Origin of the sequence: Variovorax defluvii, assembly GCF_039541515.1 — a bacterium.
Taxonomy (GTDB): domain Bacteria; phylum Pseudomonadota; class Gammaproteobacteria; order Burkholderiales; family Burkholderiaceae_C; genus Variovorax; species Variovorax defluvii.
On sequence record NZ_BAABGJ010000081.1, the window covers coordinates 124,253 to 144,143 of the forward strand.

General features: G+C 69.0%; 17 protein-coding genes and 1 pseudogene. 10 read left to right on the plus strand and 8 right to left on the minus strand.

Annotation, left to right across the window (positions count from 1 at the left end; genetic code table 11):
• Positions 1 to 8: 8 nt before the first annotated feature.
• Entirely contained in the window at positions 9 to 1,628 is a 1,620-nt protein-coding gene (locus ABEA07_RS26140) for an AMP-binding protein (protein ID WP_345541570.1), read from the minus strand.
• Between the two features lie 64 nt (positions 1,629 to 1,692).
• On the opposite strand from ABEA07_RS26140, the gene ABEA07_RS26145 reads away from it, so the two are divergent.
• The 5 genes from ABEA07_RS26145 to ABEA07_RS26165 all read left to right on the plus strand — a co-directional run bounded on the left by ABEA07_RS26145 (position 1,693) and on the right by ABEA07_RS26165 (position 8,840).
• Entirely contained in the window at positions 1,693 to 2,364 is a 672-nt protein-coding gene (locus ABEA07_RS26145) for a TetR/AcrR family transcriptional regulator (protein WP_345541571.1), read from the plus strand.
• 41 nt (positions 2,365 to 2,405) lie between these two features.
• Complete coding sequence (locus tag ABEA07_RS26150) at positions 2,406 to 3,659, plus strand: branched-chain amino acid ABC transporter substrate-binding protein (protein ID WP_345541572.1); 1,254 nt, start codon at positions 2,406 to 2,408, stop codon at positions 3,657 to 3,659.
• Between the two features lie 67 nt (positions 3,660 to 3,726).
• Positions 3,727 to 4,827, plus strand: a complete 1,101-nt coding sequence (locus ABEA07_RS26155) for an AAA family ATPase (protein ID WP_345541573.1) — start codon at positions 3,727 to 3,729, stop codon at positions 4,825 to 4,827.
• Positions 4,827 to 5,492, plus strand: coding sequence for a DUF4276 family protein (locus ABEA07_RS26160; protein WP_345541575.1), 666 nt, complete (start codon positions 4,827 to 4,829; stop codon positions 5,490 to 5,492). The genes ABEA07_RS26155 and ABEA07_RS26160 overlap by 1 nt, the downstream gene beginning before the upstream one ends.
• A gap of 129 nt (positions 5,493 to 5,621) precedes the next feature.
• A complete protein-coding gene (locus tag ABEA07_RS26165) occupies positions 5,622 to 8,840 on the plus strand; it encodes a bifunctional cytochrome P450/NADPH--P450 reductase (RefSeq protein WP_345541577.1) in 3,219 nt (1,072 codons plus the stop codon).
• Positions 8,841 to 8,878: 38 nt separating this feature from the next.
• Here ABEA07_RS26165 and ABEA07_RS26170 read toward each other — a convergent pair whose 3' ends face one another.
• The 5 genes from ABEA07_RS26170 to ABEA07_RS26190 all read right to left on the minus strand — a co-directional run bounded on the left by ABEA07_RS26170 (position 8,879) and on the right by ABEA07_RS26190 (position 11,927).
• Entirely contained in the window at positions 8,879 to 9,262 is a 384-nt protein-coding gene (locus tag ABEA07_RS26170) for a RidA family protein (RefSeq protein ID WP_345541578.1), read from the minus strand.
• Positions 9,263 to 9,366: 104 nt separating this feature from the next.
• The gene (locus ABEA07_RS26175) at positions 9,367 to 10,140 is read right to left on the minus strand and encodes an alpha/beta fold hydrolase (protein ID WP_345541579.1); all 774 of its coding nucleotides are present in this window, start codon (positions 10,138 to 10,140) and stop codon (positions 9,367 to 9,369) included.
• Positions 10,141 to 10,198: 58 nt separating this feature from the next.
• The gene (locus ABEA07_RS26180) at positions 10,199 to 10,831 is read right to left on the minus strand and encodes a TetR/AcrR family transcriptional regulator (RefSeq protein ID WP_345541581.1); all 633 of its coding nucleotides are present in this window, start codon (positions 10,829 to 10,831) and stop codon (positions 10,199 to 10,201) included.
• 2 nt (positions 10,832 to 10,833) lie between these two features.
• Positions 10,834 to 11,328: a phasin family protein gene (locus ABEA07_RS26185; RefSeq protein WP_345541582.1), complete on the minus strand. Its 495-nt coding sequence runs from the start codon at positions 11,326 to 11,328 to the stop codon at positions 10,834 to 10,836.
• A 56-nt stretch (positions 11,329 to 11,384) separates the two neighbouring features.
• Positions 11,385 to 11,927: a hypothetical protein gene (locus ABEA07_RS26190; RefSeq protein ID WP_345541584.1), complete on the minus strand. Its 543-nt coding sequence runs from the start codon at positions 11,925 to 11,927 to the stop codon at positions 11,385 to 11,387.
• A 313-nt stretch (positions 11,928 to 12,240) separates the two neighbouring features.
• Between ABEA07_RS26190 and ABEA07_RS26195 the strand changes: the two genes are divergently transcribed.
• Positions 12,241 to 13,887 (plus strand): WS/DGAT/MGAT family O-acyltransferase, encoded by a 1,647-nt coding sequence (locus ABEA07_RS26195; protein ID WP_345541586.1) that lies wholly within the window; start codon positions 12,241 to 12,243, stop codon positions 13,885 to 13,887.
• Here the strand turns inward: ABEA07_RS26195 and selD are convergent.
• Positions 13,877 to 14,947 (minus strand): selenide, water dikinase SelD, encoded by a 1,071-nt coding sequence (selD, locus tag ABEA07_RS26200; RefSeq protein ID WP_345541588.1) that lies wholly within the window; start codon positions 14,945 to 14,947, stop codon positions 13,877 to 13,879. The two genes, ABEA07_RS26195 and selD, sit on opposite strands and share 11 nt — an antisense overlap.
• 24 nt (positions 14,948 to 14,971) lie before the next feature.
• Complete coding sequence (gene senB / locus ABEA07_RS26205) at positions 14,972 to 15,931, minus strand: selenoneine biosynthesis selenosugar synthase SenB (RefSeq protein ID WP_345541589.1); 960 nt, start codon at positions 15,929 to 15,931, stop codon at positions 14,972 to 14,974.
• Here senB and senA point away from each other — a divergent pair.
• From senA to ABEA07_RS26225, 4 genes and pseudogenes are all read left to right on the plus strand, one after another.
• Positions 15,924 to 17,156 carry a selenoneine synthase SenA gene (gene senA, locus ABEA07_RS26210; protein WP_345541590.1) on the plus strand — a complete coding sequence of 411 codons (1,233 nt, stop codon included), beginning with the start codon at positions 15,924 to 15,926 and terminating at the stop codon, positions 17,154 to 17,156. The genes senB and senA overlap by 8 nt on opposite strands.
• A gap of 33 nt (positions 17,157 to 17,189) precedes the next feature.
• Positions 17,190 to 18,053: a putative selenate ABC transporter substrate-binding protein gene (locus ABEA07_RS26215; protein WP_345541591.1), complete on the plus strand. Its 864-nt coding sequence runs from the start codon at positions 17,190 to 17,192 to the stop codon at positions 18,051 to 18,053.
• Positions 18,054 to 18,067: 14 nt separating this feature from the next.
• Positions 18,068 to 18,898, plus strand: coding sequence for a phosphonate ABC transporter ATP-binding protein (locus tag ABEA07_RS26220; RefSeq protein WP_345541592.1), 831 nt, complete (start codon positions 18,068 to 18,070; stop codon positions 18,896 to 18,898).
• Positions 18,898 to 19,731 (plus strand): annotated as a pseudogene (locus ABEA07_RS26225) (PhnE/PtxC family ABC transporter permease); the annotation flags it as partial. The gene ABEA07_RS26220 and the pseudogene ABEA07_RS26225, both read left to right, overlap by 1 nt.
• Positions 19,732 to 19,891 lie beyond the last annotated feature (160 nt).

The following is a 19,891-nucleotide window of genomic DNA, read 5'->3' on the forward strand; positions in this document are numbered from 1 at the left end:
GTTCGTCTTCAGCCCGCGTCCTTCAACAGCCGCCGCAGCACCTTGCCGGCGCCGGTGGTCGGCAGCGCATCGATGAAGCGCACATGGCGCGGCGCCTTGTAGCTGGCCATGTTCTCGCGCGCCCACGCCACCAGTGCCTCGGCCTCCAGCGCGGCACCGGGCTTCTTCACGATGAAGGCCTTGACCACCTCGCCCTTCTCCGCGTCCGACTCGCCGATCACCGCGGCCTGCGCCACGGCCGGGTGCTTGATGAGGATGCTCTCCACCTCCTCGGGGAACACGCTGTAGCCCGAGACTTTGATCATTTCCTTGAAGCGGCCGATGAAAGTGAGGTAGCCGTCCGCATCGAGCTTGCCCATGTCGCCGGTGTGCACCCAGCCGCCCCGCAGGGTGGCGGCCGTGGCCTCGGGCTTGTTCCAGTAGCCCTTGAAGGTGCCGGGGCTGGTGAGCACGATCTCGCCGATGTCGCCTACCGGCCGGTCCGCGCCCGTGTCGGGATCGACGATGCGGATCGTCACACCCGGCACCGCCACGCCCTGCGTGCCCCAGCGCGGCGCATGGTGCGGGGTGTAGGTGTCGCAGGTGTGGGTCTCCGACAGGCCGTAGGCCGCCTCGAAGGAGGTGCAGTTCTTCGCGAGCCCGCGCCATTGGGCCGCCAGCGGCTCGGTGAAGGCGATGCCGAAACTGGTGACCGGATTCATGCGCAGGCTGGCCAGGTCGAAGCCCGCCGCGCCTTCGACCTGCATGCAGGCCACGTTCATCGGCGCGATGCTGTACCACCAGCTCACGCGGAGGCGCTCGATGGCCTGCAGCACGGCGCGCGGCTCGAAGCGGTGCAGCAGCACCGACGTGGCGCCGGTGAGTACCGGCACGTTGACGCCCATCAGCATGCCGGCGATGTGGTACAGGGGCGCGACGGAGAGCAGCACGTCGTCCGCTCCCACGCCATTGCAATCGGCCGCGGCACGCGTCTTGAAGAGCGCGTTGCCGTAGCTCAGCATCGCCCCCTTGGGCAGGCCGGTGGTGCCGGAGGTGTAGGTCATGAGCGCCACGTCGTCCATCGAAAGTTCGACCGGCGCCGGGCGTTCGCCGCTTCGCGTGACGGCGAGGAAGTCTTCGCAACCTGCCGGCACCGTGCGCGGCTCGCGCTGCGCCGCCACCAGGTCGGCAGGCAAGTCGAGCGTGGACGACTCCGGCAGCAGGTCGGCGTAGTGCACCACGAACACGTGCGCGAGCGTGCTGCCTTCGCGCGCCTTGTCGACCACCGGCAGCAGCGAGGAAGCGGCGACGATCACCCGCGCCTTCAGGTCGCCCACCTGGTAGGCCAGTTCGTGCTCCTTGTTGAGCGGCCCGCTCGGGCAGACGATGGCGCCGATCTTCTGGATCCCATAGTGCGCCGCGAGGTACTGCGGACAGTTGTTGAGGAAGAGCACCACCGGATCGCCCTTTGTCACGCCGAGCGCCTGCAGCCGCGCCGCGAAGGCATCGCTGGCGGCGTCCAGCTCGGCGTAGCTGATCCTGCGCCCGTACCAGACGCAGGCCGCATGCGCCCCGCGCTCGCGCGCATGCGTGCGGAGGTACTCGTGCAGAGGCTGCTGCGGACGGTCGGGAAGCGTCATTGTCTCCATGGCGTCAATCTCACAGGGTTATCGATAGGGCCGGGCCCCGCATGGTGCTCCAACAATCCTACCCATGGGTATAACCTCGGCGACACCGCACAAACCCTCTGCGCGCACCGACCAGCCGCAGGGCACCGGGCGCCAGCGGGTGGCCACCGCCGGCACCGACGCGCAGCGCGAGCGCATCCTGCAGGCCGCCGCCCAGCTCTTCGCCGCACAGGGCTACGCCAACACGACCATGGCGCAGATCGTGCGCGCGCTCGACGTCACCAAGCCCTTCGTCTACTACTACTTTCGCGACAAGCAGGAGATCTTCGAGACGCTGTCCTGGCGCCCTGCTGTCGACTGCTTCACCGCGCTGGACTTCGCCGAAGGCGATCCGCGTCCGGCGGTGGAGAAGGTGAAGGAGGGCATCGAACGCCTGATCCGCGCCACCGTCGCGCACCACCCCTGCGCCTTCTTCCCCTACCGCGAGCCGCAGGTCTACCGGCCTGAATACATCGAGGCGCAGAAGAAGCTGGCGCACCACTTCTACGACCGCCTCTGCCCGCTGCTCGAAGAGGCACGGCGCGACGGCGACCTGGACTTTCGCGAGACCAAGCTCACTGCGCTGGCCGCGCTCAGCCTGCCCGGCTTCCTCTACAGCTGGTACCGGCCCGAAGGCCGGCTCTCGCCGGAGGAAGTGGTGGCCGAACTCACGCGCCTGTCGTGGCGCGTGCTGGGCCTGCGCGAGCGCGGCGACTGAGCCCCGTCCCCATTTCCAAACCCATCCCCGGAGAACAAACCATGAAGTTCCCCTGCGCCCTCGCGCCGCTCGCGGCCGCGACCCTCCTCGCATCCGGCGCCGCCTCGGCCCAGCAGGCTTACAAGATCGCCTACATCGACCCGCTCTCGGGCCCCTTCGCGAACGTCGGCGAGCTGATGCTCACCCACACGCAGTACGCGGTCGAGGACATCAACGCCAAAGGCGGCGTTCTGGGCGGCACGAAGCTGCAGCTGCTGCAGTTCGACAGCAAGCTCTCGGCGCAGGAAAGCCAGAGCGCGCTGCAGGCGGCGATCGACCAGGGCGCGCAAGCCATCGTGACGGGCGGCTCGGGTTCCTCGGTGGTGGCCGCACTGGTGCAGTCGGTCAACCGCTGGAACCAGCGCAATCCGGGCAAGGAGCTGCTGGTGCTCAACCACTCTTCCATCGACCCCGAGCTGACAGGCAAAGCCTGCAGCTTCTGGCACTTCCAGACCGAGGCCAACACGGCGATGAAGATGAAGGCCCTGGCCAACTACATCAAGAAGACGCCGGACATCAAGAAGGCCTACCTCCTCAACCAGGACTATGCGCACGGCAAGCAGTGGGCCAGCTACGGGCGCCAGTTGGTGGGCCTGGCGCGGCCGGACGTCCAGTTCGTCGGCGAGACGCTGCACCCGATCGGCCGCGTGAAGGACTTCGCGCCCTACATCGCCAACGTGCGCCAGGCGGGGGCCGACACGGTGATCACCGGCAACTGGGGCCAGGACATGACGCTGCTGCTCAAGGCCGCGGGCGACGCCGGCTACAACCTGCGCTACTTCAACCACAGCGCCGGCTCGGTGCCGGGCACGGTGCTGGCGGTGTCGCAGGCCAAGCTGGGCCAGTTGACCTGGGTCGCCGAGTGGCATCCGGGACAGGCGGAGACGCCGAAGGCGGATGCGCTCGCCAAGGCCTACAAGGCCAAGACGGGCAAGGACTTCCTGGCGCCTCGCATCGAGATGACGCCGCGCCTGCTGGCGGCCGCCATCAACAAGGCCGGCAGCACCGACGCTGCCAAGGTCGCACGGGCGCTGGAAGACCTGAGCTTCGACTCGGCGGTCGGGCCGGTGCGCATGCGTGCCGAAGACCACCAGTTGCTGCTGCCGCAGGTGGTCAACACCATCGCGCCGGTGGACGGCAAGGCGGTGAAGGTCGGCTGGGAGGGCACGAACTACGGCTTCCGGACCGATGCGGTCTATACCGGGAACGAGCTCGCGCAGGGCACCGAATGCAAGATGGCGCGCCCTGCGCCATAAGCTCGCGGGCCGCCTTGACGCGGTCGGTTGCGCTATTGCCGTCCAAGGCATGGCAATATCCCGGGCTATGCGCCGTCTGGAAAAACTGTCGATCCGGAACTACAAGTCGATCCAGGACCAGACGCTGGAGCTCGGCCAACTGAACGTGTTCATCGGCGGCAACGGCGTCGGCAAGTCCAATCTCATTTCGGTGTTTCGATTCCTGCGTGAGGTCGTCACGCAGAATCTGGCTGGATACACCGCCACCAAGGGTGGGGCCGAAACCCTCCTGCATTTTGGGCGCAAGGCATCGAAGTCGATGGCCTTTTCTCTGGAGTTTGCCGAAGGGCACGAGGCGAACGGCTACAACCTCGAGCTGCTGCCGACCGACGACGACTCGTTCCTCATTCGGATCGAACAGGCAACTTACCAGGACAAAAAGAGGTTCCCGCCCCCGCACAAGCCATTCGACATTCCAGTGGCCGCCAACGTCAGGGAATCGGGGCTTCGAGAGCATCCGCACCTGTGCGCCCAACAAGCCTTGACTGCGCTGGACAGCTATCGTGTCTATCACTTCCACGATACGAGCGATTCAGCGCCCATGAAAGCGAGCGTGTCCATAGACGACAACCGCTTTCTGCAGCCCCAGGCAGAAAACCTCGCCGCCTTTCTCTACTGGATGCAGGAAAAGAGGCCGGACCATTACCGCAGCATCGTGGATACAGTTCGGCAGATCGCCCCATTTTTCGATGATTTCCGGCTCGCCCCGTCGCGCCTCAATGAAACCCGGATCCGGCTCGAATGGCGTGAGAAGGGCAGCGACTCGTATTTCAATGCACACGCGCTCTCGGACGGCACGCTGCGATTCATTTGCCTAGCCACGCTGCTCCTTCAGCCCGAGCCACCGGCAATGGTGTTGCTCGACGAACCGGAGCTGGGGCTTCACCCTGCGGCAGTGGCCTTGCTTGCGGACTTGCTGTCCTCGGCATCGACCGAATCGCAAGTGCTCGTTGCCACACAGTCCGTGACGTTGGTCAATCAGTTCGGCCCAGATGAAGTCTGGGCAGTGGACAGGCAGGATCACGCCACGATATTCCGGCACCTGAGCGACGAGGACATGGGCCAGTGGCTTGACGACTACTCACTCGGAGAGCTCTGGGAAAAGAACCTGCTAGGTGCTCGCCCCTGATGCGTCGCGTGCTGATACTGGTAGAAGGTCAAATCGAGGAGCGCTTCGTCAAGGACGTTCTTGCGCCCTTCTTCGAGCCTTCGGAGCTTTTCGTCACGCCCGTCGTCCTGGTTACCAAGCGGGTGAAGGACGGCCCCAATTTCAAGGGCGGCGTCACTCACTTCGCGAAGTTTGAGAGCGATCTTCGGAGGCTGCTGCGCGACTCGGACGCGTTGGTCACGACCATGTTGGACTACTATGGCTTGCCGGTCGACTTTCCCGGCATGTCGACAAGACCCGCGGGAGGGTCGCCGTTGGATAGGGTGCGGCATATCGAGATAGCCGTCGACCAGCATTTCGGCAAGCCGGACAACCTTCGAACTTTTCTCGCGTTGCATGAATTCGAAGCTTGGCTCTTCGCCGACCCTGGGGTACTGGCAGATGTCATGGCGGCAAAAGGTCTGGAGCCCTCCCTCGCGGCAATCCGCGCGGCCGTCGATTCCCCAGAACATATCAATGAGGCGCCGCAAACGGCGCCATCCAAGCGGATCGAGGGGCTGTTTCCGGCGTATCGCAAGCGGCTCCACGGGCCGACCGCTGCACAGAGGATCGGCATCGAGCGGATTCGCCGAGAGTGTCCGCATTTCGACCGATGGGTGGCCGAGCTCGAGGCGTTCGCGCGCTGAGCGGCCGCGAGCCCATGCTGCGCGACTGCTCTGCCTAGGGGAAACCCGTCCTGCGGCCTCGGCGGGTGGTCGAGATACTGCGTCCCGCAGCGCGTCGCTGTACCCATCCGCCCAGGAAAAGGCACCACCATGGCAGCCAAGAACCCGCTCTACCCCATCCCGCACCCGGCGCGAAAACCCTTCGTCGGCAACATCCTGTCGATCGGCTCCGAGTCGCCGGTGCTCGACATGTGGAAGATCGCCAAGGAACTCGGCGAGATCTACTGGCTGGACATGCCGGGCATGCCGGTGATCGTGGTCTCGTCCGCCGCGCTGGTGGACGAGCTGTGCGACGAAAAGCGTTTCGACAAGAGCACGAAGGGCACGCTGCGGCGCCTGCGCGCACTGTCGCACGGGCTCTTCACCTCCGACACGCACGAGTCGACCTGGTCCAAGCCGCACAACATCCTGCTGGCCAACTTCAGCCAGCGGGCGATGCAGGCCTACCACCCGATGATGCTGGACATCGCCGAGCAGCTCGTGACCAAGTGGGAGCGGCTGAACTTCGACGAGGAGATCGACGTGGTGCGCGACATGACCGCGCTCACGCTCGACACCATCGGCCTGTGCGGCTTCGGCTACCGCTTCAATTCCTTCTACCGCGAGGGCTTCCATCCCTTCGTCGACGCGATGGTGCGCACGCTCGAGACCGTGCAGAACCGGCGCGGCATCCCGCTGGAGGAGCTGATGCTGAAGAAACAGCTCGCCCAGCAGCGCAAGGACATCCGCTTCATGCACAAGATGGTGGAAGACATCATCCAGGAGAGGCGCGCCAGCGGTGCCGACATCGCGACCAAGCCCGACCTGCTGAGCTACATGATCGCCGGCGTGGACAAGAAGACCGGCGAGCGCCTGGACGACCGCCAGATCCGCGACGAGTGCATCGAGTTCCTGATCGCGGGCCACGAGACGACGAGCGGCCTGCTGTCCTTCGCGATCTACTTCCTGCTGAACAACCCCGATGTGCTGGCCAAGGCGCAGGCGGAGGTCGACAGCGTGTTCGGGCCGGACCTGTCGGCCAGGCCCACCTATGCGCAGGTGAACCGCCTCACCTATGTGCTGCAGGTGCTGAAGGAATCGCTGCGCATGTTTCCCACCGCGCCCGCGATCGCGATGGCCGCGAAGGAAGACACGAAGATCGGCGGGCAGTACACCATCAAGAAGCGCAACATGGTGATCCTGCACGCGCTGGCGCTGCACCGGGACAAGGCGGTCTGGGGCGAGGATGCCGACCGCTTCAATCCCGACCACTTCAGCCGCGAGGCCGAGCGCGCGCGGCCGGTGAATGCCTTCAAGCCCTTCGGCAACGGGCAGCGCGCCTGCATCGGGCGGCAGTTCGCGCTGCAGGAGGCGGTACTCACGCTGGGCATGATCCTTCAGCGCTTCGACCTGGTGGACCACACCCGCTACGAGCTGAAGATCCGCGAGGCGCTCACCATCAAGCCCGAGGGCTTCAAGATTCGCGCGGTGCGCCGTGATCCCGCCACCCGGGCGCGCGGCGACCACCTGATGGCGCAGCCGGTGCCGGCTGCGGCCGAGCGCCCGGCGTCGAAGCCGCAGGCCGCGCGCCACGGTACCTCGCTGCTGGTGCTGCAAGGCTCGAACCTCGGTACTGCCGAGGACCTGGCGCGCCAACTGGCGGAGGCCGCCGAGATGCGCGGCTACTCGACGCAACTCGCCTCGCTGGACGACTACGCCGAACGCCTGCCCGCCGAGGGCGCGGTGGCCATCGTCTGCGCGTCCTACAACGGCATGGCGCCGGACAACGCGGCCGAGTTCCACCGCTGGCTGGACCAGGCCGACGATTCGCTCAAGGGCGTGCACTTCAGTGTCTTCGGCTGCGGCAACACGGATTGGGCCTCCACCTACCAGGCGGTGCCGCGGCGCATCGACGAGCGCCTGGGCGCACTGGGCGCCACCCGCGTGCACGAGCGCGGCGAGGGCGATGCGCGCGAGGACCTGGACGGCGCCTTCCAGGACTGGAGCGATGCCCTGTGGCCGCAGCTCGCGAAGGCCTTCGGCCTGAAGGCGGCCGACTCGGCGCCGCTGCAAAGCGAGCCGCTCTACACGGTGGAAGAGATGCCGCCGCCCCAGAAGAACGCGCTGGTCGATGCGCTGGGCGCGGTGAGCCTGCGCGTGCTCGCGAACCGCGAACTGCAGAAGCAGAGCGGCGATGCGGCGCAGGACCGCTCCACGCGCCACGTGGAGTTTCAATTGCCCGAGGGCGTGAGCTACCGCGCCGGCGATCATCTCAGCGTGGTGCCGCGCAACGGCCCGCGACAGGTCGAGCGAGCGATGGCGCGCTTCGGCTTCGACCCGCAGGCGCATGTGCGGCTGCAAGCCACGCCGGGGCGCAAGGCCGCGCTGCCGGTGGACGAGGTGATCGCGGTCGACCGCCTGCTGGGCGACTATGTCGAGCTGCAGGACGTGGCCACGCGCAAGCAGATCGCCCAGCTCGCGGCCCACACGCAGTGCCCTTTCACGCGTCCGAAGCTGGAAGCCCTCTCGGGTCCTGACGAAGCATCGGCCGCGCTCTACCGCAGCGAGGTGCTGCAGAAACGCAAGTCGGTGCTGGACCTGCTGGAGGAGTTTCCGGCCTGCCAGCCGCCGTTTGCGCTTTTCCTGGAGATGTTGTCGCCGCTGTCGCTGCGCTACTACTCGATCTCTTCCTCGCCGGTGGTCGACGGGGGGCGCTGCAGCGTGACGGTGGGGGTGGTGAGCGGCCCGGCGCGTTCGGGGCTGGGGACCTTCGAGGGCGTCTGTTCCAACTACCTGGCGCGCGCCGAACCGGGCGAGCTGGTGCATGGCGTGGTGCGCGAGACCACGGCCGATGGTTTTCGCCTGCCGGACGATCCGCAGCGTCCGCTGATCATGATCGGCCCGGGCACGGGGCTGGCGCCCTTCCGCGGCTTTCTGCAGGAGCGCGAGGCGCAGCGAGCCAAGGGCGGCACGCTGGGCGAGGCCCTGCTCTTCTTCGGTTGCCGGCACCCGGAGCAGGACTTCATCTATGCCGACGAGCTGAATGCCTGGGCCGAGCGCGGGCTGGCGAAGCTCTTCACGGCCTTCTCGCGTTCCGGCGACCGCAAGGTCTACGTGCAGGACCGCATCCGCGAGCACGCCGACGAGGTCTGGCGCCTGCTGGACCAGGGGGCGATCGTCTACGTCTGCGGCGACGGCTCGCGCATGGAGCCCGACGTGCGGCGCGCGCTGACCGACATCGCGCGCGAGCATGGGCAGGACGGCGAGGCGTGGATGGAGAAGATGATCGCCGACAAGCGCTACGTGCTGGATGTGTGGGCAGGGAGCTGAAGGGCCCTGAAGATCAGCGCTCGGGGCGGGCCGATGACTCAGCCGCGCCTGCGCGCAGTGACCTCGATCTCGATCCGCATGCGCGGGTCGGCAAGACCTGCCGAAATCATCGTCGCTGCCGGCCTCACCTCTCCGAAGTACTTGCGCAGTACAGGCCAGCACGGCGGGAAGTCCTCCGTCCTCGGCAGGATGTAGCGGACACGCACCACGTCCGCAAAGGAGGCACCCGCCTCGCCCAGTGCGGCACCGATGTTGCGCAGGCATTGCTCCGCCTGCTCCACGACGTCATCGCGAATGGTCATGGTGGCGTAGTCGAAGCCCGTGGTGCCGGAGACGAACACCCAGTCGCCATCGACCACCGCGCGTGAGTAGCCGATCTCCTGCTCGAAGGTGGAGCCGGAGCTGATGAGTCTGCGTGTCATGGTGCTTGCCGGGTGAGTGGGGGAGCGCAATTCTCGCCGGGGCCGGCCGTTGCTGATCTCCGCTCGGAACTGCTCGGCCGCATCGCGTGCTACAAGGCCGGCTCCTACTCCGGCCGCGCGGGGTCCGGATAGATCAACGGCCCCCACATCCCCCGGTCGAAGGGCTTCCATTGCCCTTCCGGCTGCGCCAGGCGGTCCGCGAGCGCGTAGAGCACGGCCGGGTGCGCCCCCAGGCCCAGGTGGCTGGCGACGACCTCGATGTTCTCGGCCTGCGGCCCCGTCGTCTCCACGCTGCATTGCCACGCGACCACGCCATCGCTGCGGCTGAAGATGGAGGTGGTGGGCACCGAGGGCGTGGGCTGCACATGCTGCATGCGCCGCGGGTCGATCGAGCTCTGGCCGCTCACGCCTTCGTAGATGCGCCAGGCGTTCGTGGCGCGCGCGCTGCCGGTGAAGGGGCTGCCGAGGGTGACGACGCTGCGCACCCACTGCGGATGGCGCGAGGCCAGCAGGCGCGCATAGACACCGCCCAAACTCCAGCCCACGAGGCTGACCTTGCCGCCGCTCTGGTCGTGCAGCGACTCCAGCTTGGCGACCATGCCGTTCTCGATGCCGGAACGCGGGCCGAGGTTGCGGCCCAGGCCCCAGCCATGGGCGTCGTAGCCGCGGCCCTGCAGGTAGCGCCGCAGCAGCTTGGTCGAGATGTCGCTGGCCACCAGGCCCGGCAGCACCAGCACCGCATGGCCGTCGCCGCGCGGCGCCAGCTGCAGCAGAGGCCACAGGGCCAGGGTCGCGCCGGCTTCCCAGAGGGCACGGCCCTCGGCCAGCAGCAACAGGCGGGAGGGCGGCTGAACCGGATCGCGGGTGGCTGCCATCATGAACATCTCCTTTGGGCTTGTGATCGACTGTAAGGCCGGGTGGCCGCGGGTCAATCGGCTATCCGAGGTACTTCCCCCGGAGGTAATCAAGGTAGGCCCGCGACTCACGGGAAACATAGGGGGAAACCAGCGTGAGCGTGTAGTAAGCCGCAAGGCCCGGGTCGGCCTGCTGCAGGGCGTCGCGGCCCGGCACCAGCCGCTCGAAGGACAGCCAGCAGGTGGTGGTGAACACCATCTGCAGCGCAAGCATCTGCGCCTCCTCCGCCGTCGCCTCGATGACGCCCGCGGCCACCAGCGCCTCGCACAGCGCCTGCGCAGCCAGCAGGTTCTGCGCCGTCAGCGCCTGGGCGCGCTGGCCGAGCGCGGGGTATTCGCTCGCCAGGAAGGCCATGTCGCGGTAGACGAAGCGGTACGCATCGATGGCCTCGAAGCGCAGGTGCAGCGCAAGCCACAGGTCGTCGATGGCGCGCACCGAATTCGAGGAGGCGTTGAGCAGTTCCAGTCGATCCTCGAAGCGCCGGAACAGGCGATCGACGATGAGCTGCTTGGCCTTGAAGTGGTAATGCAGGTTGCCGGGGCTGATGCCGAGCTCGGCCGCGATGCGATGGGTGGACACCGCCGCCAGCCCCTGCGCGTTGAACAGCGCCAGGCTGGCCTGCAGGATGCGTTCGCGGGTGTTGGGGCTCGCCACGTTCAGCGCTTGCGGCCGGCGGACTCGATGCGCTCCAGGTGCTCGAGCAGCACGCGCATCTGCTCGCGCAATTCCTGGATCTCCTGCGCGGTCGGCATGCCCAGGCGCTGCAGCGCGGTGGCCACCCGCTGGTCGAACACGTCCTCGAACTTGCGGATGCCGAAGCTTTCGAGGCCGAAGCCGCGCGGGGGCGCATCGCCCTTGGCCTGGCCGATGCCGAGCAGATTCTCGATCACGTGGGTCTGCCGCTTGACGACGTCGTCGCGCACCTGGCCCAACGCCTTCAGGCCGGCGCGCAGCAAACCCTGCGAGCCCGCCTTCTGGGCGCGTTCCCCGGCCTTCGTGGCCGTAGCTTTTTTCTTCGCGGGCGCCCGCTTGCGTGGCGGCGCCTGCGTCTTCTTGGCGGCTGGCGCCTTCCTGGCGGTTGCCGTCTTGCTGCCGGCAGCGGTCGCCTTCTTCACCTTGGGGGTTTCATCTCCATCGCGGCGAGTCGCCATTCAGTGCTCCTGGAACCTGGGGAAGACAAGGCGGCCTGCGTGGCCGCGAACGCTCGTCAAGCCTTGCGCGTGCGGCGCACCGGGCGGCGCGCGGCCGTGCTGCGGGGCTTGGCCTTCAGGGCCGGCGCCTCGTCGATGCTGCCAGCCACGCGGCCTTCGATCTTCTTCGCACCATCGGCGATGCGGTCGGCGACTTGCACGGAGAGGGTCGCGAAGGGCTGGTTCAGGGTGCCGAGGGTCTGCAGCACCGAGCTGCCCAGCGGCGATTCGACGCGCGCGGCCACGTTGGCCACCGATTCGATGCCGCTGGTGGTGGTGCCGGCGACGCGGTCCATCACGGCGACCACGCGGCCGGTGTCGACGTCGAGGCGGTTGGCCAGGAAGCCGTTGACCTTTTCCTGCGCGCCGATCAGGCGGGTCTTGAGCTGCTCGCTGACCAGCGGCAGCTGGCGGGCGCCGAGGAATTCGCTGGTGCGCGAGGCGGCGCCATCGAGCAGGCGGCGGGCGCCGGTGCGGTAGGCGGCGACCAGGGTCTTGCCGGCTTCGTTGTACCGGCCGACCACGTGGATGGCGGCGGAGGAGATAGTTTGCGTGGACATGGTGGTTTCCTCGAAGTGGATGGACACAGGAGGATGGGAAGGGGCTTCCGATCCTCTCGCGCCGTGCTTCCGACGCGATGGACGCATCTTCTTCGCAAAGCCCTAGGCCTGAAAAACTAGAAGCGTCGGATAGTTAGGCCAACTGCCCCAATTTCCATTCCAGGCCTCGGTGATGCTACGACGGGGCGGCCTGCGGCCGGCGTGCGCGGCCCTCGGGCTTACCCGCTATCCGAGCTTGCATGCCTTGCGGAATCATTTTTCCTTTCGCGCCGCGCGTCCTGCGCCCACACCTACATCCCGGAGGAGAGCCCGAATGCAACACCTGAGCGGCCTGGATGCGACCTTCCTGCACACGGAAACGCCGGAGACGCCGATGCACGTCGGCGGCCTGCACCTGCTGGAGCTGCCTGCGGACTACGACGGGGATTTCTACGAGGACGTGAAGGCCCACGTGGCGAGCCGCCTGCACCTGTCGGAGATCTTCACCCGCAAGCTGGCGCTGATGCCCTTCGAGCTGTCGAACCCGGTGTGGGTGGAAGACGAAGACGTGGACCTCGACTACCACGTGCGCCGCGTCACGCTGCCACGCCCGGGGACGATGCGCCAGCTCGAGCAGTACGTGGCCCGCCTGCATTCCACGCTGATGGACCGCAGTCGCCCACTGTGGGAGTTCTACGTGATCGACGGACTGCAGGGCGGCCGCTACGCGATGTACACGAAGGTGCATCACGCGGGCATCGACGGCCAGGCCGGCGCGGCCTTCGCGCAGGCCATCATGACCCTGGAGCCGCACCCCGCGCCGACCAAGCCGCCGCGGCAGAAGGCGCGCCGCAGCAATCGCTATCAACTGGGCGTGGCCGAGCTGGCCGGCGCCGCGATCAGCAACACGCTGCAGCAGTACGTGAAGCTGGTGAAGACCTTCCCCGACATGGCGCGCGCGGTGCAGAGCCTGGTCGTGCCGCAGCCCCGCAGCGAAGGCGCCGGACCCTGGCAGTTGCCGAAGAACCTCAACCTGCTGGGGCCGCGCACGCTGTTGAACGTGGCCATCACCAACCAGCGGGCCTATGCCGTCCGCTCGATCCCGCTGGCCGAGGTCAAGCAGACCGGCAAGAAGCTGGGCGCCAGCCTCAACGACGTGGTGATGGGCCTCTGCGCCGGGGCACTGCGCCGTTACCTGGCGGACCACGGCAAGCTGCCGAAGAAGCCGATGAGCGCGGCGATACCGGTCACGCTGCGCGCGCCGGGCGACACCTCCTCGAACAACCAGGTGTCGATGACGGTGATGACGCTGGCCACCGACGTGGCCGATCCGATCGAGCGCATCGCGCGCATCCGCGAGTCCTCGACGGCAGCCAAGGACCTGATCGGCAACATCAAGGCCGCGATCCCCACCGACTTCCCCTCCTTCGGCGCGCCATGGCTGATGTCCGGCCTGGCCTCGATGTACGGCCGCTCGCGCCTGGCGGACCGGCTGCCGCCGGTGGCGAACGTGGTGATCTCCAACGTGCCGGGCGCCCAGGTCGCGCTCTACTTCGCGGGGGCGAAGCTGCTGACCTACTACCCGGTGTCGATCCCCAGCCACGGGATGGCGCTGAACATGACGGTGCAGAGCTACAACGGCAGCCTGGACTTCGGGCTCATCGCCTGCCGCCGCGCGGTGCCGGACGTGGACGCGATCGCGGATTACCTGCTCGAGGAGCATCGGGGGATCCAGGAACGCGTCAAGGCGCTGGAGGTGCCCGCGGCCCCTGCCGCATCCGCGGCGACGAAGGAAGCGAAGGCGCCGGCCGAGGCTGCGTCACGTCGCGCACCAGCCAAGGCACCGGCAAGGCCGCGGGCCCCGCGCAAGGCAGCGCAGCACCCAGCGGCCGAAGCCGCGCAGGCAGCCCCCGTGAAGGCAGCCAAGCGGCCGGCCGCACGCAAGCGGCCGGCCCGGGGCGCGGCCGCCGCTACGCGCTGACGCGCAGGCCGGCCGGCCCGGCTTCCATGCGGCCGATCACACGGGCGGATTCGAAGCCCTGCGCCTGGAACAGGGCCAACACCTCCTGCACGGCTTCGGGAGCACAACTCACCAGCAGGCCGCCCGAGGTCTGCGGATCGCACACCAGATCGCGCACCACCGGCGCCAGCGCCGGGTCGAGTTCGACCTCGGCGCCGTAACCAGCCCAGTTGCGTCCCGAGGCACCGGTGACGAAGCCCTCGGCCGCCATCGCCTCGACGCGCGGCAGCAGCGGCACCTGGGCCCAGTCGATCACCGCACGCAGGCCCGCGCCGCGCGCGACCTCCAGCGTGTGCCCGGCCAGGCCGAAGCCGGTGACGTCGGTCAACGCATGCACCCCTTCGATCGCGGCCAGTGCCGTGCCGGGCTTGTTGAGGCGCGTGGTGGAGGCGATCAGCTGCGCATAGCCCTCGGCATCGAGCTTGTCCTTCTTGAGCGCGGCGGACAGCACGCCCACGCCCAGCGGCTTGCCCAGCACCAGCAGGTCGCCGGCCTTCGCATCGGCATTGCGCTTGAGCCGCTTCGGATGGACCAGCCCCATCACGACCAGGCCATAGATCGGCTCGACCGAGTCGATGGTGTGGCCGCCCGCGATGGGGATGCCGGCCTCGCGGCACACCGCCTGGCCGCCGCGCACCACGTCGCCGATGACTTCCAGCGGCAACTGGTTGACCGGCATCGCCACCAGCGCCAGCGCCATGATCGGCGTGCCGCCCATCGCATACACGTCGCTGATCGCATTGGTGGCGGCGATGCGGCCGAAGTCGAAGGGATCGTCGACGATGGGCATGAAGAAATCGGTGGTCGCGATCAGCGCCTGCTCGTCGTTGAGCTGGTAGACCGCGGCGTCGTCGGCGGTCTCGATGCCCACCAGCAATTCGGGCGGGATCAGCCCGCTGCCGCTTTTCTTGAGGATTTCCGACAGCACGCCCGGTGCGATCTTGCAGCCGCAGCCGCCGCCGTGGGAGAAGCTGGTCAGGCGCAAGGCCGGAGCGAGGGAGGCGGGGGTTCGGTCGTCCATGGGGGCTTTCGGAGTGCCAGGCGATTATGGAGATGCCAGCAGATCGTGCAGCAGGCGCCGCACATTGCTCTGCTCTGCCGCAGGGCTGAAGGCCGGTTCGCGCAGCGCGCACTGCGCCCTGAGCCGGTCCGCGAAGGCGGGCTCGGCCGCGAAGCGCAGCATGAGCGCGGCCAGCGCCGCGTCGTCGCCGACCGGGAAGTAGCCCTCGTAGTCCTCGCCCAGCAGGCCCAGGTTGCCGCCGATGCGGCTGGCCAGCACCGGCACGCCGGAGCGCACCGCCTCGATCACCACTTGCGCGCCCCCTTCCATGCGGCTCATGTGCACCAGCGCGCGGGCACGGGCGATCCAGCGCCGCGCGGCCTCGCGCGGCAGGCCCCCCAGCCAGCGGTAGCGCGGGCACTCGGCCATGGTGCGGCGCGCCGCATCGCCCAGTTCGGGCGCCAGCGCCTCGCCGATGTGAACGATGCGCATCGGCATGTCCGCAGGCAGGCGGCGCGCGGCAGCCATGAGGGTGAGCGGGTCTTTCTCGTCGCGCAGGTGCCCCACCGCGACCAGGTCGACATGCCGTTGCGCCGGCCGTCCACGCACGCGGCTGGCCGATTGCACGATGACGCGGGCCTTGGCCCGCTCGGCCGCGCCGAGGTGATCGAGCGCATCGGGCTGCAGCACCACCAGTGCGCTGGCACACTGGAGCGAATGTTGAGCTGCAGGGCTTTCCTCGATATCGCGGTAGACGTCGGTGCCGGTCAGGACCAGGGCGAGCGGAGCGGCCGGGTGCGCCGCACGCCATTGCGCGACGGCATCGGCGGACCGGCGCGCATGCAGGGCGATCAGCGCGTCGCGCGGCGTTCCGTCCCAGCCGCGTGCGATCTCGACCTCGGCCATCGCGGACAGGAATGTGCGCCAGCGCGAAGCGGTCCGCCAGTTGCCGTTGTTGGCCTCCGCCAGCGCCGGCGAGACGATGAGAACACGGGGCTTGGGCACCGCTGCATTCTGGCAGGCCGCCGCGAGCGGGGTGGCGATGGCCACTGAGGCCCGCACGCTCGCCGGCAAGGCGCTCGCCGAGGCGCTGCGCGAGTCCCGCGCGCGCACGCGCGCCTGGACCTTCGATCTCGACGACGCGCAATGGCAGGTGCCGCGCCAGGCCGGCGTGAATCTGGTGGCCTGGGAGCTGGCGCACCTGGCCTGGTTCGGCGAGTTCTGGGTGTTGCGCGGACCGCACGCGGCCGATGTGCGGGGCCTGGTGCAGGCCAGCGCACCGGCGCGCATCGCCGGGCCCGATGCGCTGTTCGACTCGGCCCGGCTGGCCCACCTGGCGCGCTGGTCAGCGCCCTTGCCCACGCGCGACGAACTCGACGCGCGGCTCGATGCGCAGCTCGATGCCTGCCTGGACGCGCTCGGCCGGGCCGGAAACGACGACGAGGCGCTGTATTTCCACCGCCTGGTGCTGTTCCACGAGGACATGCACGACGAGGCCTTCGCGTGGCTGCGCGCGACCCTGGGCTATCCCGCGCCCGCGGGCATCGCGCACCTGCCGCGCGGGGTGCCGGCTCCGGCGATCGCGCTGCCGGCGGCGAGGGCGGCGATCGGCTGGCCGGCGGACCGCCCCGGTTTCGCCTTCGACAACGAGCGCCATGCGCACGAAGTCGCGCTGCACGCCTTCGAGATCGACGCCACGCCCGTGAACGCCGGCAGCTACCTGCGCTTCGTGGAGGCCGGCGGCTACGACGAGCCGGCCTTCTGGCCCGGCGCGGCCGGCGCCTGGCGCGCGACGCATCCGCAGGCCCATCCCGCGCGATGGCGGCGCGCTGCGCGGCAATGGGAGCACCGGTGGTTCGACCGCTGGCTGCCGCTGGACCCGGCGCAGCCCGTGCTCCATGTGAGCGCGTGGGAAGCCGAGGCCTATGCCCGCTGGGCGGGCCGCCGCCTTCCCGCCGCGGCCGAATGGGAGCATGCCGCCGTCTCGCAGCCCGGCTTCTTGTGGGGCGGCAGCGTCTGGGAATGGACGGCCGACACCTTCGCGCCCTACCCCGGCTTTTCGCCCGGCCCCTACCGCGACTATTCGGCGCCCTGGTTCGGCGACCACCGCGAGCTGCGCGGCGGCGCCTTCGCCACCCATGCGCGGCTGCACGACGTTCGCTACCGCAACTTTTTCCAGCCCGGCCGCACCGACGTCTTCGCCGGCTTCCGGACCGCCGCATCTCCTTAAACTGGCGGACCTTTCCGCCAAGGGCACGACACCATGAAACGCCGATTCCTCCAGACCGCCCTTTTCTGCCTGCTGGGCGTCGCCGCCCACCTTCCGCTCCAGGCGCAGACCGCCACCCTGCGCGTCTCGGCCATCCCCGACGAGGCGCCCACCGAGCTGCAGCGCAAGTTCAAGCCGCTGGGCGACTACCTGAAGAAGGAGACCGGCCTCGACGTGCAGTTCACCCCCGTCACGGACTACGCCGCCGTGGTCGAGGGCCTGGCCACGAACAAGATCGACCTGGCCTGGCTGGGCGGCTTCACTTTCGTGCAAGCCCGGCTGCGCACCCAGGGCGGCGCGGTGCCGCTGGTGCAGCGGGCGGAGGACGAGGTCTTCACCAGCAAGTTCATCGTGCCCGTCGACAGCAAGGCCAAGACACTGGCCGACCTGAAGGGTGCCACCTTCGCCTTCGGCGCGCCCTCCTCCACCTCGGGCAGCCTCATGCCGCGGCATTTCCTGCTGCAGGCCGGCATCGACCCGGAGAAGGACTTCAAGACGGTCGCCTACTCCGGCGCGCACGACGCCACCGTGGCCTTCGTCGCCGCCGGCCGGGCCGAGGCCGGCGTGCTCAACGCCTCGGTCTGGGACAAGCTGGTCGAGGCGAAGAACCCGAACGCCGCCAAGGTGCGCGTGCTGGCCACCACCGCGCCCTACTACGACTACAACTGGACCGCGCGGCCGGGCCTGGACGCCGCGCTGCAGAAGAAGATCACCGAAGCCTTCCTCAGGCTCAACGCGGCGAACCCGGCGCACCGGGAAATTCTTTCGCTGCAGCGGGCGTCGAAGTTCATCCCGACCCAGGCCTCGAACTACGACAGCATCGAGTCGGCGGCCCGCGCCGCCGGTCTCCTGAAATAGCCGGGCCGCACCGCTTGACCGCCGAAGCCGCGCTGGCGCTGGAAGATGTCGGCCTGGTCCACGCGAATGGCCAGCGTGCGCTCCAGGACGTGACGCTGCGTCTGGCACCCGGCGAGCGCGTGGCGGTGATCGGCCCCTCGGGCGCGGGCAAGACCAGCCTGCTGCGCATCGCCGGCGCGGGGCTGCGCGCCACCGAGGGCCGGGTCGCGCTGCTGGGCGCCCAGCCCTGGCAGCTGCCTGCGGGGCAGCTGCGCAGGCTGCGCGCGCGCATCGGGTTGATCCACCAGTCCCCGCCGATCCCGCCGCGCCTGCGCGTGATCACCGCGGTGCTGGCCGGCCGGCTGGGCCGCTGGTCGGGCGCCCGGGCGCTGGCCTCGCTGCTCATGCCCTCCGACGTTGCCGGCGCGCAGGCCGCGCTGGCGCGGCTGGACCTGGCGGATCGGCTGTTCGACCGCTGCGACCGCCTGTCCGGCGGCCAGCTGCAGCGCGTCGGCATGGCGCGGGTGCTCTACCAGGCGCCCGAGCTGATCCTGGCCGACGAGCCGGTCTCGGCCCTCGATCCGGCGCTGGCCGACCTCGCAGTGGGCGAACTGGTCGCCCAGAGCCGGGACACCGGCGCGACCCTCGTGGCCTCGCTGCACGCGGTGGACCTGGCGCTCAAGTGGTTCGACCGCCTCGTCGGGCTTCGCGCGGGCAGCGTGGTGTTCGACGCGCCGGCCGCCGAGGTCAGTCGCGCGATGCTGCAGGAGCTCTACGCGACCGAGGGCAGCCAGCTGCCGACGCAGGCCGGCAGCTTCGCGCTCGACGGCCTGCGCCTGCCCCTGCCGGCGGCGGCCTGCCGGTGATGGGCGCCTCGCTGCCTCCGGCCCACCCGCGCGACCCGCTCGCGCGCCGCCGCCTGGGCGCCCTGCTGCTGGCGCTGGTGGTGCTGTGGCCGATGCTGGTGATCGCCGAGTTCAAGCCCCAGGCGCTGCTGGCACCGGCCAGCCTGCGCGCGATAGGCGGCTTCCTGGCCGGCTTCCTGCCACCGGCGCTGTCGGCGGATTTTGTCGGCCTGCTGGTCCGCGCCACGCTGGAGACGCTGGCCATGGCGACCGCGGGCGTGGCGCTGGCCTTCCTGCTCGCGGTGCCGCTGGCCTTCGTGTCGACGCGTTCGCTGTCGGTGTCGCGCATCGGACCGGGCCCCGGGCGCTGGCGCGGCGGGCTGCTGCGCGTCGCCGCCCGCGGCGTGCTGACGGTGCTGCGCGCCATCCCGGAGCTGGTCTGGGCGCTGATGCTGGTACGTGCCTTCGGCCTGGGCCCCGCGGCCGGCGTGCTGGCGCTGGCGATCACCTACGGCGGCATGCTCGGCAAGGTTTATGCGGAGATCCTGGAGTCGGGCGACACGCGGCCCGCCCGCGCCCTGCTCGAGGCCGGCAGCGGGCGCCTCGCGGCGCTGGGCTACGGGCTGCTGCCGGGCGCGGCGCAGGAGCTGGCTTCCTACACCGTCTATCGCTGGGAATGCGCGGTGCGCGCCTCGGTGGTGATGGGCTTCGTCGGCGCCGGCGGCCTGGGGCAGTTGATGGACCAGTCGATGAAGATGCTCAATGGCGGCGAAGCGTGCAGCATCCTGATCGTGTTCCTGTTGCTGGTGTTCCTGGCGGATGCCCTCAGCACCGGCCTGCGGAAGTGGCTGGAATGACGCTCTCCCCCAGGCTCCCCCACTTCGTGTGGTCCGCCAACCCCCTCTCCGGGGGCAACACCAGCGGCCCGGCAAAGCCGGTTCCGCGAAAAATGTTGCTCTCCCCCAGGCTCCCCCACTTCGTGTGGTCCGCCAACCCTCTCTCCGGGGGCAACAC